We start from the raw sequence: 15,973 nt of genomic DNA, 5'->3' as shown, positions 1-15,973 counted from the left end.
ATCTATTGTGCTTTCTTCTCCAGCCACATCACATTCTCTACGTGATGGGTATGCGGGAACATGTCAACGGGTTGAACTGCTTTCACCTCGTATAATTCCGATAACATCGCTACATCGCGGGCCTGGGTGGCAGGGTTACAGCTTACATAGACAATCCGCTGGGGAGCGGCGGCAATGATTGCTTCAACCACATCTGCATCCATACCGGCTCGTGGAGGATCAGTAATGATGACGTCGGGTTTGCCATGTTCAAAGAAAAACTCAGCCCGAAGGAGTTTTTTCATGTCTCCGGCGAAGAAACTAGTATTCGAAATACCATTGATTTCTGAATTAACCTTAGCGTCTTCTACGGCTGAGGGAACGTATTCAATGCCAACTACATGAGCAGCCTGACGAGCTACGAAGTTGGCAATCGTGCCCGTTCCGGTGTATAAATCGTACACTAGCTCATCGCCTTTCAGTTGAGCATAGTCACGGGTAATCTTGTATAGCGTATAAGCCTGATCGGAATTGGTCTGATAGAAAGATTTCGGACCCACCCGGTAAATCAGGCCTTCCATTTGTTCTTCGATGTAAGGCGTTCCTGATACGTGAATCACGTCCTGATCCTGAAACGTATCGTTTACCTTTTCGTTTACCACCACATGAAGCGAAGAAATCATCGGAAACGTTTCCTGTAGGTAACGGGTCAGTTCGTTAATCGCTTCCCACTGAGGTTCGCCAAACTGAACAATCACCATAACCTGACCCGTACTGGCCGTACGAATAACGACGTTCCGAATAAAGCCCTGGTGCTTAATAAGATCATAGAACGTCCAGTCCCGATCTTCAGCGTAAGCTTTAATCGCCAGTCGAATGGCGTTAGAAGGCTCTGGTTGTAAATGACATTTTTCAATGTCGAGGATACGGTCGAAACGCTTGGGAATATGAAAACCAGCGGCCCGCCGTTCCAGCGTATCGCCCGAAGCTATTTCGGCGTCGGTATACCAGCGGTTTGACGAAAAAGTAAACTCCAGTTTATTACGGTAACCATACTCCTGAGCAGAGCCAATAATGGGAAGAATGCCCGGATGAGGAACTTTAGCCAGCCGATCCAGCGAATCCCGTACCTGACGGGTTTTAAAATCAAGCTGAGTTTCGTATTGAATGTGTTGCCATTTACAGCCTCCACAAGTGCCAAAATGCTGACAACGAGGCTCCTGTCTTACGTTCGAAAACTCATGTACAGCAATGGCCCGGCCTTCTCTAAAGCTATTTTTGGTTTTGAAAATGCGGACATCTACCAGATCACCGGGGGCCACTTCACCCTCAATAAAAATCACCTGACCATCATTCCGGGCCAGACACTTACCTTCTGCGGCAAAATCTTCAACCCGTAAATTTTCCAGAATTACGGGTGTTTTCTGTTTGTTCTTTCTCATTGACTTTACAAAATTAGATAATTTCTACAGGTCAATCGCTATTTAATGCGTACTCGTCGGGGATTCTTTGTTAAATCGTTCATAAAGAGTAATTTCAGAGCGGAACCGAATCTTCTATGGCAAAATTTTACCTGACTTTATTACTACTTTTCAGTACCCTTGCCGCCTGGGCGACGCACATCGTTGGTGGAGAGCTTCAGGTCGAATCATTGCGAGCCAGTTTATACGGGGGGACGCACCGCATTTACCTGAATCTTTACTTTGATGACATTAATGGAAATCGCGGAGCGGATGATCCCAGTGTCACGATCTCCATTTTTCGAAAAAAGGACAACGCCCGGATGTCGGACCTGGTCATGCCGAGGTTAACGGATGAAATTATTCCGTACAGCAACCCGCTGTGTAGCACTTCGGCCGCCTCTTTGCGAACCCGTTTGATTCGATACGGGTCAGAAGTGATTTTTCGTCAGGAAGTGTTCAATGACCCCGATGGGTATTACCTGGTTTGGGAAAGATGTTGCCGCAATAACATTATTAATAATATCGTCAGCCCGAGTAGTGCCGGAACCGCATTCTATCTGGAAATGCCTGCTCTTTACCAGAATAACCGGGTTTTTGTAAATTCTTCTCCTCGTTTCGAAACCGTTAAGGGGGATTTTATTTGCATTAATAAACCTTTCACTTTCGACTTTAGTGCTACCGATGCCGACGGTGATAGCTTATCCTATTCGCTGGTAACACCCCTGAACGGGTATAGCACTGCGGCTCAGCCTGCACCTTTGGCCAGAGGCAGTTCGGCCTATCCGGCTGTAAGTTGGGGGGTGGGGTACTCGGCAACGAATGCCATTCCCGGCAATCCTCCTTTAGCCATTGATCGTCGAACGGGTCGGCTTTCGGTAACGGCTACGCAACTGGGGTTGTATGTGTTTTCAGTGATGGTGGAAGAGTTTCGGGCTGGCAAACGAATTGGTCTGGTGCGACGGGATTTTCAGCTCAAAGTCATTGACTGCCCGATGAGTGCCCCGCCACGGGTGATGGCTCGAGAGGCAGGAAAACGTAACTTTTACCGAGCCGGAGAAACCATCGAAATGGTCGTGGGTCAGGAGCGTTGCCTTGACTTATTTTTTACGGATCAGGACGCGAATTCTCGTCTGAATCTGAAAGTCAATCCTTTGTATCCAACGCTACTGGATTTTAAGCTCGACCATTCTCAAGTAACGATTACCCATGCAGGGGACACGGCCAAAGCACGGATTTGTCTGGCAGAGTGTGCCGAAAGTTTTGAAGGTCGGCCGCTGCGGTTTCAGGTGATTGCCAGTGATGAAAGTTGTCCATTACCGCAGCATGATACTTTAACCATCAGCGTTTTTGTCCGACCAAGACCGAATCTGCCACCTCAAATTTCTACGACACTGGCTAACAATCGGGCGACGATAGCGATGGGTACTCCCTTACAATTCAATATTGATGGTCTTGATCTGGATCCCGATAGCATTCGTCTTGAAGCCCGAGGCAGAGGTTTTACTCTGGCCAGTGTAGGGATGACTTTTACTCCTTCCAGCGGCTTGGGAAAAGCCCGATCTCCTTTTCAGTGGACTCCCGTTTGTAGTGCCGTTCGAAATGAACCCTATATCGTGGACTTTTATGTCATTGACCTCCGTTGTGGTCGGAATCGGCGGGATTCGGTCAGTGTGGAACTGAAAGCCACGGGCAGACCCAGTCAAAGGCCACGGGTTGAAACCACACTTGCCGGTAATACCGCTACTGTCTTGCTGGAAGGAACCACCGGGCAACCCGTTCGTTTTATGGTTAATGCCGAGGATCCTGATAATGATCCGATTACACTGACGGGGAACGGGCGGGGCTTTACGCTGGCTTCTGCCGGCATGAGCTGGCAAAATCGATCGGGTACGGGTAAGGCCAGCGGTCCTTTCGAGTGGATACCTACGTGTGCGTTAATGGAAGGGTTACCCGAAAAAACGTTTGTGATTGACTTTGTAACGGAAGATAACTCCTGTAACCCCAATCGATTCGATACCGTAAAAGTGGAGTTAACCATTCGCGACCGTATGGTGGACTATACGTTTACTCCGCCAAACGTGTTTACGCCGAACGATGACGGAAAAAATGATTACTTCTCCATTGACGATTTACCGTTGGATAACTGCCTTGAACAATTTGAATTCGTGGAAATTTATAACCGCTGGGGAAAGCAGATCTTTCGGGATACCAAACCAACCTTTCGGTGGACCGGAGAAAATACCTCAACGGGACAGTTTTATTACCTGATTAAGTACAGCAAACGGCAATTCAAAGGGGTTGTGAACCTCCTTCGATGACTCGATGGAAAAAATCACGTACTTTGAGTGCTTTAATGAATAACCATTACAATGAAAGATAAGGTAGTATTAATCACGGGCGGTTCGTCGGGGATTGGCAAGGCGTTGGCTCTTGAATTTGGCCGGCAGGGTAGTAAAGTCGTGATTACGGGACGGGACGAGAAGAAACTGGCTGAGGTTAATCAGGAATTAAGTCGGGCAGGTATTGATTATCTAAGTCTGGTGGCGGATGTGAGTATTGCCGAAGATAATGGCCGCATGATTCAGGAAATTATCAGCAAATACGGTCGACTGGATGTACTTATTAATAACGCGGGAATTTCCATGCGGGCCATGTTTGAAGACATGGACCCGGAAGTAATTCGGAAGGTAATGGATATTAACTTCTTCGGAAGTGTATACGCGACCAAAGCCTCACTTCCATACATCAAAGCAGCCAAAGGCAGCATTGTCGGAATTTCCTCTATTGCAGGTTACCGGGGTTTACCCGTTCGTTGTGGCTATTCGGCGTCTAAATTTGCTTTAAATGGCTTTTTAGAAGCCTTACGCACGGAACTTTTACACACGGGCGTGCATGTACTGACGGCTTCGCCTGGATTTACGGCGTCCAATATTCGGGTAGCTTCACTCGGCAAGGATGGAAAAAGCATGGGCGAAACCATGCGAGATGAGGAAAAAATGATGTCAGCGGAAGAGGTAGCCGTCCATATTTACAAAGCCGTTGTGAATCGTAAACGCGAATTGATTCTGACCTCTCAGGGAAAGCTCACCGTCTTTCTTAATAAGCTATTCCCCAAGTTTATGGACAAAATGGTGTATAATACACTGGCCAAAGAAGATAACTCGCCCCTACGAAATCGATCTTAGAGAATTACCGGACAATCCACACATCCGCAGATTTCACGTAAACGAGCTGATTCTCCCACAAGACCTGATACCAGATATCAGACTTTCCTACGACTTTTAATCGGTGGCCTTCTTTTACCATCTCAGTAGGAGGGGCCGCCGCCGAAGGATCTGAACGAAGAATAGAATTCTGTTTTCGGATGATAACCTGTCGGTAACGTCCGGGAAGATTGACGAGTAGGGTAATGGCTAACCAGTACAGAAAAAACAGAGCTTTATACCGAAAAGCAATGTACTGATGCTTGATCCTTTTAATCAGCAGGATAATAAAAACGTATAAGCCCACGCTAAGCAAAAGGCCGATGAGGTAACCGGAATACTGTTTGAATAACAAAACCAGTAGATTAAAATCGTCGAGTTCGTATCCTTTCCAGCCCTGATCACGGGCAATTTCATTCATTTTTCTCAGTACCCTTTCATCAGGAATCTGTTCGTAATACAAATTCAGGTAATACTGAACGTGCAACCAGTCTTTTTTTTGCTCGTAGAGGTACGCAAGTTTAAGAAAAATAGCGGGAGAAATGCGGTTGGAAACTTTCAGGACATCCTCGTAAGCGAGGGTAGCTTTCGAAAAATTGTGAATTTTAAACAAAGAATCGGCCTGCTGAATCTTGGCCGTGACGTTCTGAGCAACAGCGTTTCCGAGGCTCAAAACGAAAAAAAGATAAAGAAATTGTAAAATTTTAACTCTTAACACTTGCGTTCGGCTTCTGATAACACTACTTTTGCACTCGCAAAAACGGAAAGGCTTTCTGTCAAGCAAAGATAATGATTCTGTAGCTCAGCTGGTAGAGCAATACACTTTTAATGTATGGGTCCTGGGTTCGAATCCCAGCGGAATCACAAGTAAAGAAAAGTACGAATCAGAGTTTTTTAAGTTCCCATCAGACTTGCCTTAACTCACTATTTCAACTTAGATTTACCGCATCATCAGCAAATTAGTACGATTCTGTAGCTCAGCTGGTAGAGCAATACACTTTTAATGTATGGGTCCTGGGTTCGAATCCCAGCGGAATCACAAATAAGTTTAGCGATTCTATCGCTTCAGTACACCAGAAATTTACGAGTATCGATTCTGTAGCTCAGCTGGTAGAGCAATACACTTTTAATGTATGGGTCCTGGGTTCGAATCCCAGCGGAATCACTTTAAGAAACATCCTAAACCAGGATGTTTTTTTTATGGCTTCAGGTTAAATCAGTGATACTCTTGCCTGTATAACGAGATTTCAATAACCTCGGTAAAACCGGAGCCAAGCATCTTTCCTAATACAAAGTCCCTCAAATCATTAAAGAATACCTGAAATTTCGTGCAAATAGGTAATTATTTGTGCGAAGTATAGTTTTTCATACGGAACTCTAAACCTGAAATTTATCAATGATTATTAGTAGTGAACGTTCGGCAAAGCCGCATTATCTTATATTGGATGGATTACGCGGCGTGGCAGCCCTTATCGTCGTTACCTTTCACCTGACGGAGCCCTTAGGGACCGGGCATTTGGATATCCTTGTGAACCACGGCTACTTAGCCGTTGATTTTTTCTTTCTGTTGTCAGGCTTTGTTATGGGTTACGCGTACGATGACCGATGGCATACCATGACCGTCGGTTCGTTTTTTAAGCGTCGCCTCATACGGCTTCAACCCATGGTCATATTGGGAATGACGCTTGGAGCTATCGGATTCTACTATACAGATTCAACGATCTGGCCATTGATTCACACCGTTCCTTGGTGGAAAATGTTGCTAGTCCTGCTCATGGGGTACACGATTCTACCCGTTCCGTTATCCCTTGACATACGGGGCTGGCAGGAAATGCATCCGCTCAACAGTGTAGGCTGGTCCCTGTTCTTTGAATACATTGCCAATATCCTCTACGCGGTCGGCATACGGAAATTCTCGACTGTTGCCCTCAGTATACTGGTAGGTATCGCAGCCCTGGCCCTGGCTCATTTGGCTATTACTAGTCCCAGCGGAGACGTCAGCGGTGGCTGGACCCTGAATGCGGAGCAGGTACGGATAGGAATTACCCGGACGATGTATCCGTTTTTTGCCGGATTACTGTTGTCACGCATCACCAGGCCCACTCGCGTAAAACGTGCCTTTTTATGGTGCAGCCTCTTGGTAGCTCTTGTATTATACATGCCACGCATAGGCGGTGCTGAGCATCTGTGGCTAAATGGCATGTATGAATCAGTCTGTATAATCTTCATTTTTCCCCTCATCGTTTATTTGGGAGCCAGCGGCGTGGTGCATACGGAGACGGAATATCGACTGTGTAAATTCCTGGGGGATATATCCTATCCGCTTTATCTGGTTCATTACCCACTCGTTTATTTTTACGTAGCCTGGATCAGTAATCATAAAGGCGTAACGCTCGCCCAAGCCTGGCCTTATGCTTTATTAGTCCTGATCGGTAGTGTTGCCTTGGCCTACGTAAGCTTGAAATGGTATGATGAGCCGGTTCGTGCATGGTTAAGAAAAAAACTGGGGTGAGAGAACATATAGTAAAATGAGAAGAGGCACGCGAAAGCGTGCCTCTTTGTTGGGTTCCCTTACCGTTCATCCTTCTCCTGTATTACTCTTTCGCATTCATTTGTTATTTGCCGGAAAAATATCTAGTAAATCCTGCAACGATTCTCTAAAATTTGAGAACTACCGTAAGTCGTTTTACGTTTTATCAATTAGATATCTTTCCCGCAACATATGGCAGCTTCGTTAACCAAGATTAAAGATTCGTATATCGACTATCTCTTAGAACACGGTCAACAACCACCGACCGTTTTTGCTTTTGCCAAGAAACTCAAAATCAAGGAAGCGGATTTTTACGAGTATTATAATTCCTTCGAACAAATTGAAAGCAGTATCTGGCTGGGCTTTTTCGAAGATACATTGGCTCGCCTCCGTAATGATGAGGTATATGAAACGTATTCCGTTCGGGAGAAGTTACTGGCCTTTTATTATACCTGGATCGAAACGCTCACGAACAATCGGAGTTTCGTCATTCGTAGTGTGCAGGAAGCCCGCAAGCACCGTTCGCTTCGCACGCCTTCGACATTGGCAGAATTCAAGTATCAGTTTGAAAAGTTCGTCAAAGATCTGATGGCCGAGGGGCGGGAGAGTCGTGAAGTACAGTCTCGTCGCATCATTGAAAATAAATACCCGGATGCGTTCTGGCTCCAGACGCTCTGGTTACTGGATTTTTGGAGCAAGGACACATCCAAAGGTTTCGAGAAAACGGATACGGCTATTGAAAAAGCCGTTAACATGGCCTTCGATCTGCTGGGAGCTTCCGCTCTGGACTCGGCACTGGATCTGGCCAAGTTCGTGTATCAAAATCGCTAAGTATTCTCTATTAGTATGAAATCACAGCAATCCATCCCCACATCTAAAGTAGCTCGGGCCACGCAGTTTGTTAAAACGGGCGTTAAAATTGGCGGGAACTATTTAAAGCATAATGTTAAGAAACTGGTGAATCCTGATCTGAGTAGGGATGAACTGCACGAAGATAACGCCGTTGACATCTACGAATCCCTGAGTCAGTTGAAGGGCTCTGCCTTAAAGGTAGCTCAAATGCTGTCCATGGATCGGAATCTACTACCGAAGCAGTATTCCCAGCGTTTCCAGTTATCGCAATATTCGGCACCTCCTTTGTCGGCTCCGCTGGTGACGAAGACCTTTCAGAAGCTTTTCGGAAAGTCACCTAAGCAACTATACGATACCTTTGAAATGGAAGCTACCGCGGCGGCCTCGATTGGTCAGGTACATAAAGCCACGAAAGATGGCAAAAATCTGGCCGTAAAAGTGCAGTATCCCGGGGTAGCGGATAGCATCAGTTCAGATTTAAAAATGGTAAAACCAATGGCGAAAACGCTTTTTGGTTTGAACGAGAAAGACGTAGATCGCTACACGGCTGAGGTAGAACTTCGCTTGCTGGAAGAAACGGATTACGAGCTGGAATTACGCCGGGGAAAGGAAATTACTCAAGCCTGTGCTCACATTGAAGGATTAATTTTCCCGCAATATTATCCAGAGCTTTCGGCTCGACGGATTCTGACGATGGATTGGCTGGAAGGAAAACACCTGAGTGAATTTCTGGAGACCAACCCCAGTCAGGCAGTGCGGAACCGCATCGGACAGACGCTTTGGGATTTTTATGATTACCAGATTCACACCCTCAAACAGGTTCATGCCGATCCGCACCCCGGTAACTTCCTGCTTCGTCCCGACGGCACTACGGGAGTGATTGACTTTGGTTGTATCAAGGACATTCCGCAGTATTATTACGAAAATTACTTCGCCCTGATTAACCCCGATACCGTGGCAGATCAGAAAAAGACGGAGACGATTTTCTATAACCTAGAATTCTTATATCCGGGTGATTCCGACCATGAGAAAGAATTGTTCTCAGGACTTTTCGTTCAGATGATTCATCTGCTGGGTCGTCCGTTTAAAGAAGAAACATTTGATTTTGGGGATGATGCCTACTTCGAAGAGGTATACGCCTTTGCCGATAAGCTGCAACGCATTGAGGAAATCCGTAATTCCAAGGTAGCTCGGGGTAGTCAGCATGGATTATATGTGAACCGAACCTACTTCGGGTTGTATTCCATTCTGAATGAATTAAAAGCCCGGGTTAAGACAAACCGACCGGATTGGTTACGTCCTAAAGGTAAAGCCTAATCATAAAAAAAGACCTTTCCAGAGAAAGGTCTTTTTTTATGGGGATTACTTGGCAAAAGCCATCGGAATCTGAACTTTTACATCATCCCACATTAACTGCAGAGTCGCTCCTTCGCTGGTTTCTTCAAACTTGAAGGTGAGGGCTTCGTAAATCTGATTATTCTTAATCGCGGGAACATCTACACGAACGTAATCATGTTCAGGCTTGTAATTAAAAGCTCCCCATTGCCCCAGGTCGGTGTTCAGGATAATGGTCCATGAATTCTGATTGGGAATGCTGAATAAAGTATAAGTGCCTGAGCGAACGGGAACACCCGCAATTTTAAGGTCTTTCGTAAGGGTCAGTTCGGTCGCTTCGTTGGCTCCTGTTCGCCACAGTTTACCATAAGGTTCAAGCTTCCCAAAAATCTCCCGACCTTTTCGCATGGGTTGGCCATAGGTTAGTTTCAGGTAACAATTTTCGGTTTTATACTGAGCCATAGCCACGGGGCTGGGGCGTAATTGGGGCTGTACTAATTCAACGGTAGGGGTTGACTGGGTGGAGTCGGCCTGAGCCTGAACTTTACCCGCAAACAGACTAAGCAGAACGAGCAAATGAAATAATTTCATAGTTTAAGTAAGCGTACGTCGTTTTAATGTCGGAACTTTCGGCAAAAGTTAACGAACAAAAACAACGAAATAAGATACCTTTCGAGAGATTATCTCCCATTTCCGCTTATTTGATCTGATTGTCAGCGTAATTCATGAAACCCCATTTCGACGATATTTTTATGGAACTGGCCATTAATCTGGCCAAACGATCCCACTGCATCAAAGCTCAGGTTGGTGCCGTATTAACGAAAGACACCCGTATTATTTCCATCGGTTATAACGGCCCCCCCGCCGGAACTCACAACTGCGACGAAGAATTTCCCGAAGTAGGCTGTCCCAGGGATTCCAAAGGAAGTTGTTCGCTGGCTCTGCACGCCGAACAGAATGCCATTCTTTACGCGGCCAAACTGGGAGCCAGTATTGAGGGAGCCACGATTTACGTAACCCTTTCGCCCTGCATCGCCTGTGCCCGTATTATTTATTCCATGGGCATTACCCGCGTGGTTTTTAAGGACTCTTATGCGAAGTATAAAGGCATTGGCGTTGACGAAGGCGTCGAGTTTCTGCGAAAGTTTGGGGTTACCGTAGAAGAATATGTACCAACGATGGCCTGATCAATAAAAAACAGCAACGAATCAATTCGTTGCTGTTTTTTATAATGGGAAGCTTAAGTAGAGCTCATCTTAGTGATGAACGCCGCCTTCACCGTGTACGTGACCGTGGCTTAATTCCGTAGGAGTAGCTTCACGAACGTCAAGGATTTTACCTTTGAAATGTAATTGCATTTCAGCCAGCGGGTGATTGAAATCCATCCAAACGGCATCGTTCGTAATTTCTACGATACGGCCATTCATTTGTTGACCTTCTTCGTTGGTCATGGGTAACACGTTACCAACCTGAAGTAAGTCTTGGTCGATTTCGCCGTTAACGCTAAATACATCAAGTGGTAAATCAACCACCGCTTCGGGATCACGCTGACCGTAGCCTTCGTCGGGAGAGATGGAGAAGTCAAAAGTGTCACCTGGTTTCAAACCTTCCAGGCTGGTTTCAAATCGTTCGGGATATCCACTCAGACCATGGATGTAACCCATTGGTTCTTCTTCGCCAATGGCTTCTACCAATTCAAAGTCTGCTTCATCCGGGCCTTTGATTGATAAGTCGTACGTTAAAAGAACTACTTTGTTTTTTGTAATTTCCATGAGCTTTGTTTTTTGCAAACGTACCAATCATACGCCGGCTTGAGAAATAAGACAGTTGAAAAGATTAAAAGGTCGAATGGATTTAAACTGAACCTTGTTGGTTAAATAACCATTCCAATATAAAGTGGATCGGACTAAATTTCTATTTACCCATGAATTTTCTGGCACATACTGTACTTTCGGGGCGTAATCAAGACGTGCAGGTCGGTAATTTGCTGGGTGAATTCGTGAAGGGCCGCCTGGAAAATTATCATCCCGAAGGCATTTCTCAGGATATGCTGGTAGGGGTAAGGCTTCATCGAATCATCGATGATTTTACGGACCATCATCCGGTTACTCGCCGCAGCAAAGACCGTCTCGTGGAGGAATACGGGTTATTATCAGGCGTTTTGGTGGATATGTTCTATGATTATGTATTAGCCCGAGAATGGAAGACATACGGGACAGGACCTCTGACCGCCTACGCTCAGGACTTCTACCAGGCCGTTTTACGACACCAGGCCGTATTACCCGAGGTCATGCAAAGCACCGTTCGTTCGCTGACCAGCCGGGATTGGTTTACCGGGTATGCCACTTTGGCGGGGATTGAATGGTCCCTGAAAGGAATTGGTGTACGCTTTCCGCCAGCGGCGGGGATTGAACGCAGCATCGGACAACTGGCCGATGAATACGAATTTTTTAAAACCGATTTTGAAGAGTTCTGGCCCGATCTACAGCAGCGGTGCCAGCAGTTCTTACAGGAATCGAATCATTTATAATTGAGTAATCCTATGCCCCAGACGTTTGACGCGATTTGGAAAGACGTAAAGAAAAATCAGTTTGCACCCATTTATCTTCTGGCCGGGGACGAACCCTTCTACATTGATCAGCTTGCTAGTTACCTGGAAGAAAATGCCCTTTCTCCTTCAGCCCGCGATTTCAATCAGTTTGTTCTGTATGGAAAAGATACGAGCATTGCGAATTTATTAGGTCATGCCAAACGTTACCCCATGCTTTCCGACCGACAGCTAGTGATAGTCAAGGAAGCTCAGGACATGCAGGGGCTTGATTCCAAAGATACCGTACGTTTTCTGGAAGATTACATTGTTAATCCGCTGGATTCTACCATCCTGGTGCTATGCTTCAAAAGTACCGTGGACGAACGCAAGGCCTGGGTAAAGGCAGCCGATAAGAAAGGTGTCTACTTTTCTTCTAAAAAGCTGTATGACAACAAGATACCGGATTGGATTGCCGCGTATTGTCACGACAAAGGAGTGAAGATTAGCCCGAAGGCGTTACAAATGTTAACGGAGTTATCGGTAATGATCTTAAACGAATTGCCAATGAACTGGAGAAGATTATCCTGAACTTAAAAGCGGACGAATCCATCCAGGCCGAGACCGTAGAACGCTTTGTAGGCGTGAGCCGGGAGTATAATAATTTTGAATTACAGAAAGCTCTTATTCAGCGAAATACCGAACGAGCCAATCGCATTGCGTATCACTTCGCAAAGAACCCGAAGGATAACCCCATTCAGCCCACCTTAATCATCCTTTATAATTTTTTTAGCAAGCTGTTACTCGTACATTCCATTGCTGACAAAAGCGAACGGAATCTGGCTTCTGAGCTGGGAGTTAACCCCTTTTTTGTGAAAGATTACCTGGCGGGTGTACGCAACTACAGCCTGGACAAAACAGCTCAGGTGATTAAATATCTGAGACAGGCGGATGCGTATGCCAAAGGGGTAGACGGAGGTACAATTACCGATGAAATTATCCTTAAAGAATTAATTTTCAAGATTTTGCACTAGAGATTCTAAATTTCTGCTTAAAAGCACATAAAAGTAACATCCTCCCAGTTGGGGAGGTATTTGTGACAGGCAGTCAATATGGCAGAATACGTTTCTTATTTTTTGTCCTGATTTGTGAATCAGTCATTTTCAGCTATTTAGGTGAATAGATGGACAAAAATGGAACCATATAGGTTTAAAAATCCGTGCCGAATGAAGTTGAGGATTATTGAGTAGCGGAGGGAACAAAACTGGTTCATTCCGACACGGAAAGGAGTCGTTTAGCAAATACTTAGCAAGCCCAGCAGTAGCAGAAAAGCACGAATAGAAAGGGTATAAATGCAAAAACGCAGGCTTTCGGCCTGCGTTTTGTTTTGTAGCGGGGACGAGAATCGAACTCGTGACCTCCGGGTTATGAATCCGACGCTCTAACCATCTGAGCTACCCCGCCGTTATTTTGTGGTGCAAAAGTATGTGATTTTTCAGCGAAAAGCTATACCTTGTGAAAAAAAAATCGAGAATTCTTTCAATGACCCGTTTGAGTAATTGAATATTTTATTGATTTTGAGTAATTTAACTGGAGGCGTCATTGACGAAAAAAATTATGACTAAGTACAAATTTGTTACCGAATACGAACTCCGGGCTTCTCCCAAGATGCTCTTTTCTTATATCAGCACTGCTTCTGGCCTTCAGCAATGGTTTGCTAATAAAGTAAACGTGGGCTCCAATCAGTCTATGATTTTTGAGTGGGACGGCGAAAACCACCCTGCCAAGATTACTTCGATACGCCAGAATAAAAGTATCAAGTATGATTTCTTACCTGAGCCCGGTGAAACCGAAGGCAACTATATGGAATTTCGTCTCGAACAAAGTGACCTTACCAATTCTACATTCCTGAAAATTACGGATTACTCGGATAACAACGATGAGGAAGACCTCCAGGCTCTTTGGGATGGATTAATTGATAGTTTGCGGGAAGTAGTAGGGGGATAAATGTTAGGAGTTGTTAAATCTGGCTACTGCAAGAGATGATTCCTTCATTTCTTGGTTATACTTGAGCCCGATTGACAGAATCTGCCATGAGAAAATTAGATAAATTAGTGTTAAAGGCTTTTTGGGGGCCTTTCATTGTAACTTTTGCCGTTACTGAATTTATTTTTTTAACCCGTTTCATCCTTCTTTATTTCGACGAAATCGCCGGTCGCGACGTAGGCTTAGATGTCTATGGGCGTCTGTTTTTCTTTTTCAGCTTAATGGTCGTTCCGGTGTCCATGCCGCTGGCGGTGCTCTTGTCTTCGCTGATGTGTTTTGGTAACCTGGGCGAATTCTCAGAGTTAACGGCTGTAAAAAGTGCGGGCATTTCTCTGGGACGGGTTATTCGGCCCGTGGCGGTGGTTATGTTGTTTATTACCGGATTCATACTCTGGTTTAATAATACGGTTCAACCCTGGGCAAATTTGAAGGGCTATAGTCTGCTTTGGGACATTAAGACAACGAAAGCAACGCTAAGTTTCAAAGAAGGTGTTTTTAATAATGACCTTCCTGGCTATAGTATTAAAGTTTCCAAGAACTATGAAAATGGTTCGCTGAAAAATGTATTGATCTATGATCATGCGGAGAGTAATGGCAACCGGCACGTGACGATAGCTGATTCAGCCCGAACGTACACGATTCTGGATGGAGGGTATCTGGTTTTTGAGTTATTTAATGCCACAGACTATGTAGAAGATGTGGATAAGTCTTCCGGCGATGGAAATACCACTGACTTTGCCAAAAACGCTTTCAAGCATACCAAGAAATACATCAATATGCGTTCGTTTCAAATGACGAAAACGGACGAGGACCAATTTAAAAACCACGCGATCATGAAGTCCATAAGTCAGCTTTCGATGGACGGGGATTCGCTGAAAAATAATTACGAGCTGGCGATTAAAGGACTGGTCTCCATGGCAAGGCAGTATTATTCTTACCACCTGCAACCGCTTAGTGAAACAGCCCAAAAAATGCCTAACCGCTGGGTTGACTCCCTGATTACAGCAAGAGAAAAGTTACCGCTCGTCAAAAGCACGGATATTACAGCCAGTGCGTTAAGCTCGGCCAAGTCCCGGTTGACTTCCATTGAAACGGATGATTTGCTGATGTATGACCGCCGTAAGAATATTTATAAAAATGAGCTGGAGTGGAATCACAAATTCACAACCGCGATATCCTGTCTGGTTATGTTTTTGATTGGGGCTCCGCTGGGTTCCATTATCAAAAAGGGTGGATTCGGTTTACCCGTTCTGGTGGCCATAGTCTTTTTCATTCTGATGTATGTATTAACAATTCAGGGTGATAAATACGCCAAGGAAGGAACCATGTGGGTGCCTTTGGCCGCCTGGATGTCCAATCTGGTGCTGTTTGGTTTTGGTATTTATTTCCTGATGAAGGCCTTGAATGATTCCCGGTTGTTTGAAGCTGACGTATATAGCATTGCTTTCAACCGTTTGAAAGAAAAAGTGATGAACTGGAAGTCGCAGACCACATTATTTAAGAAAAAAAGCAGAGCAGTATAGTGTTTTTTCGTTTAAATCGTTGTATTTTTGCGATTCACAATTAATATTAGCTGCATCACATGTATCTGACTGCCGACAAGAAAAAAGAAATTTTTGAATCGCAGGGGCATGCCAAGTCAGCAACCGACACAGGTTCGGCTGAATCGCAAATTGCTCTGTTTACGTACCGGATTAGCTCTTTAACGAGCCACTTGAAAGTACACAAAAAAGATTACGCTACTCAAGCAGGTCTTTTGAAATTAGTAGGTAAACGCCGTCGTCTACTCGACTATCTGCACAAAAAAGATATCAATCGTTACCGTGCAATTATTGCAGAATTAGGTCTCCGTAAATAATCGGATGATTGTCAAGTCAGGGAATTCCTTTTGTGGATTCCCTGACTTGTTTTGCGTTTGTCCTGAAATTTATTTTCGACAAACAGATTACTTCCCGTGCTTTTTTTACTCTAATAGAATAAAGACTGCACAGGAGTAAAAATACAGTAAACCAGAAACGCATTTTCTGGTTAACCTCTT

The 15,973-nt window shown here is 45.0% G+C and carries 14 protein-coding genes, 4 tRNA genes and 1 pseudogene; 14 read left to right on the top strand and 5 right to left on the bottom strand.

The annotated features are described in order from the left end of the window. Nucleotides 1-2: 2 nt before the first annotated feature. A complete protein-coding gene (rlmD, locus tag BWI96_RS00580) occupies nucleotides 3-1,421 on the bottom strand; it encodes a 23S rRNA (uracil(1939)-C(5))-methyltransferase RlmD (protein ID WP_106634771.1) in 1,419 nt (472 codons plus the stop codon). Nucleotides 1,422-1,537: 116 nt separating this feature from the next. Between rlmD and BWI96_RS00575 the strand changes: the two genes are divergently transcribed. Then, nucleotides 1,538-3,760, top strand: a complete 2,223-nt coding sequence (locus BWI96_RS00575; RefSeq protein ID WP_106634770.1) for a gliding motility-associated C-terminal domain-containing protein — start codon at nucleotides 1,538-1,540, stop codon at nucleotides 3,758-3,760. 51 nt (nucleotides 3,761-3,811) lie between these two features. Next, the gene (locus BWI96_RS00570) at nucleotides 3,812-4,627 is read left to right on the top strand and encodes an SDR family oxidoreductase (protein WP_106634769.1); all 816 of its coding nucleotides are present in this window, start codon (nucleotides 3,812-3,814) and stop codon (nucleotides 4,625-4,627) included. A 4-nt stretch (nucleotides 4,628-4,631) separates the two neighbouring features. Here BWI96_RS00570 and BWI96_RS00565 read toward each other — a convergent pair whose 3' ends face one another. Beyond that, nucleotides 4,632-5,318, bottom strand: coding sequence for an SH3 domain-containing protein (locus tag BWI96_RS00565; RefSeq protein WP_106634768.1), 687 nt, complete (start codon nucleotides 5,316-5,318; stop codon nucleotides 4,632-4,634). A gap of 118 nt (nucleotides 5,319-5,436) precedes the next feature. On the opposite strand from BWI96_RS00565, the gene BWI96_RS00560 reads away from it, so the two are divergent. From BWI96_RS00560 to BWI96_RS00535, 6 genes are all read left to right on the top strand, one after another. Continuing rightward, a tRNA-Lys gene (locus BWI96_RS00560) sits at nucleotides 5,437-5,509 on the top strand. 102 nt (nucleotides 5,510-5,611) lie between these two features. Beyond that, a tRNA-Lys gene (locus BWI96_RS00555) sits at nucleotides 5,612-5,684 on the top strand. A gap of 53 nt (nucleotides 5,685-5,737) precedes the next feature. Further along, nucleotides 5,738-5,810 (top strand) — tRNA-Lys (locus BWI96_RS00550). Nucleotides 5,811-6,041: 231 nt separating this feature from the next. After that, nucleotides 6,042-7,157 carry an acyltransferase gene (locus BWI96_RS00545; protein WP_106634767.1) on the top strand — a complete coding sequence of 372 codons (1,116 nt, stop codon included), beginning with the start codon at nucleotides 6,042-6,044 and terminating at the stop codon, nucleotides 7,155-7,157. Between the two features lie 210 nt (nucleotides 7,158-7,367). Continuing rightward, a complete protein-coding gene (locus BWI96_RS00540) occupies nucleotides 7,368-8,006 on the top strand; it encodes a TetR/AcrR family transcriptional regulator (RefSeq protein WP_106634766.1) in 639 nt (212 codons plus the stop codon). A 15-nt stretch (nucleotides 8,007-8,021) separates the two neighbouring features. Beyond that, nucleotides 8,022-9,344 (top strand): AarF/ABC1/UbiB kinase family protein, encoded by a 1,323-nt coding sequence (locus BWI96_RS00535; protein WP_106634765.1) that lies wholly within the window; start codon nucleotides 8,022-8,024, stop codon nucleotides 9,342-9,344. A gap of 45 nt (nucleotides 9,345-9,389) precedes the next feature. Here BWI96_RS00535 and BWI96_RS00530 read toward each other — a convergent pair whose 3' ends face one another. Then, nucleotides 9,390-9,953, bottom strand: a complete 564-nt coding sequence (locus BWI96_RS00530) for a DUF2911 domain-containing protein (protein ID WP_106634764.1) — start codon at nucleotides 9,951-9,953, stop codon at nucleotides 9,390-9,392. Between the two features lie 134 nt (nucleotides 9,954-10,087). Here BWI96_RS00530 and BWI96_RS00525 point away from each other — a divergent pair, with 134 nt between their 5' ends. Beyond that, nucleotides 10,088-10,549 carry a dCMP deaminase family protein gene (locus tag BWI96_RS00525; RefSeq protein WP_106634763.1) on the top strand — a complete coding sequence of 154 codons (462 nt, stop codon included), beginning with the start codon at nucleotides 10,088-10,090 and terminating at the stop codon, nucleotides 10,547-10,549. Nucleotides 10,550-10,618: 69 nt separating this feature from the next. Here the strand turns inward: BWI96_RS00525 and BWI96_RS00520 are convergent, their stop codons facing one another. Further along, complete coding sequence (locus BWI96_RS00520) at nucleotides 10,619-11,134, bottom strand: peptidylprolyl isomerase (protein WP_106634762.1); 516 nt, start codon at nucleotides 11,132-11,134, stop codon at nucleotides 10,619-10,621. A 152-nt stretch (nucleotides 11,135-11,286) separates the two neighbouring features. Here BWI96_RS00520 and BWI96_RS00515 point away from each other — a divergent pair, with 152 nt between their 5' ends. Further along, on the top strand, nucleotides 11,287-11,892 hold the full coding sequence (locus tag BWI96_RS00515) for an ACP phosphodiesterase (protein WP_106634761.1): 606 nt from the start codon (nucleotides 11,287-11,289) through the stop codon (nucleotides 11,890-11,892). Between the two features lie 12 nt (nucleotides 11,893-11,904). Beyond that, a pseudogene (gene holA, locus BWI96_RS00510) lies at nucleotides 11,905-12,923 on the top strand (DNA polymerase III subunit delta). A 356-nt stretch (nucleotides 12,924-13,279) separates the two neighbouring features. On the opposite strand, the gene BWI96_RS00505 reads toward holA, so the two are convergent. Then, nucleotides 13,280-13,353: transfer RNA gene (locus tag BWI96_RS00505), tRNA-Met, on the bottom strand. A gap of 153 nt (nucleotides 13,354-13,506) precedes the next feature. Here BWI96_RS00505 and BWI96_RS00500 point away from each other — a divergent pair. The 3 genes from BWI96_RS00500 (at nucleotide 13,507) to rpsO (ending at nucleotide 15,793) form a co-directional block, all read left to right on the top strand. Then, nucleotides 13,507-13,896 (top strand): START-like domain-containing protein, encoded by a 390-nt coding sequence (locus BWI96_RS00500; RefSeq protein WP_106634760.1) that lies wholly within the window; start codon nucleotides 13,507-13,509, stop codon nucleotides 13,894-13,896. Between the two features lie 86 nt (nucleotides 13,897-13,982). After that, nucleotides 13,983-15,458 (top strand): LptF/LptG family permease, encoded by a 1,476-nt coding sequence (locus tag BWI96_RS00495; RefSeq protein ID WP_106634759.1) that lies wholly within the window; start codon nucleotides 13,983-13,985, stop codon nucleotides 15,456-15,458. Nucleotides 15,459-15,517: 59 nt separating this feature from the next. Continuing rightward, nucleotides 15,518-15,793: a 30S ribosomal protein S15 gene (gene rpsO / locus BWI96_RS00490; protein WP_106634758.1), complete on the top strand. Its 276-nt coding sequence runs from the start codon at nucleotides 15,518-15,520 to the stop codon at nucleotides 15,791-15,793. Nucleotides 15,794-15,973: the final 180 nt, after the last annotated feature.

Origin of the sequence: Siphonobacter sp. SORGH_AS_0500 (genome assembly GCF_002838835.1) — a bacterium.
Classification (GTDB): domain Bacteria; phylum Bacteroidota; class Bacteroidia; order Cytophagales; family Spirosomataceae; genus Siphonobacter.
This window is presented reverse-complemented; position numbering and strand designations above follow the sequence as displayed.

Coding starts and splice junctions, on each gene's coding strand:
- BWI96_RS00575 (WP_106634770.1), top strand. CDS start 1,538: ATGGCAAAATTTTACCTGACTTTATTACTACTTTTCAGTACCCTTGCC.
- BWI96_RS00515 (WP_106634761.1), top strand. CDS start 11,287: ATGAATTTTCTGGCACATACTGTACTTTCGGGGCGTAATCAAGACGTG.
- BWI96_RS00530 (WP_106634764.1), bottom strand. CDS start 9,953: ATGAAATTATTTCATTTGCTCGTTCTGCTTAGTCTGTTTGCGGGTAAA.
- BWI96_RS00545 (WP_106634767.1), top strand. CDS start 6,042: ATGATTATTAGTAGTGAACGTTCGGCAAAGCCGCATTATCTTATATTG.
- rlmD (WP_106634771.1), bottom strand. CDS start 1,421: ATGAGAAAGAACAAACAGAAAACACCCGTAATTCTGGAAAATTTACGG.
- BWI96_RS00525 (WP_106634763.1), top strand. CDS start 10,088: ATGAAACCCCATTTCGACGATATTTTTATGGAACTGGCCATTAATCTG.
- BWI96_RS00520 (WP_106634762.1), bottom strand. CDS start 11,134: ATGGAAATTACAAAAAACAAAGTAGTTCTTTTAACGTACGACTTATCA.
- BWI96_RS00495 (WP_106634759.1), top strand. CDS start 13,983: ATGAGAAAATTAGATAAATTAGTGTTAAAGGCTTTTTGGGGGCCTTTC.
- BWI96_RS00500 (WP_106634760.1), top strand. CDS start 13,507: ATGACTAAGTACAAATTTGTTACCGAATACGAACTCCGGGCTTCTCCC.
- BWI96_RS00570 (WP_106634769.1), top strand. CDS start 3,812: ATGAAAGATAAGGTAGTATTAATCACGGGCGGTTCGTCGGGGATTGGC.
- BWI96_RS00535 (WP_106634765.1), top strand. CDS start 8,022: ATGAAATCACAGCAATCCATCCCCACATCTAAAGTAGCTCGGGCCACG.
- rpsO (WP_106634758.1), top strand. CDS start 15,518: ATGTATCTGACTGCCGACAAGAAAAAAGAAATTTTTGAATCGCAGGGG.
- BWI96_RS00540 (WP_106634766.1), top strand. CDS start 7,368: ATGGCAGCTTCGTTAACCAAGATTAAAGATTCGTATATCGACTATCTC.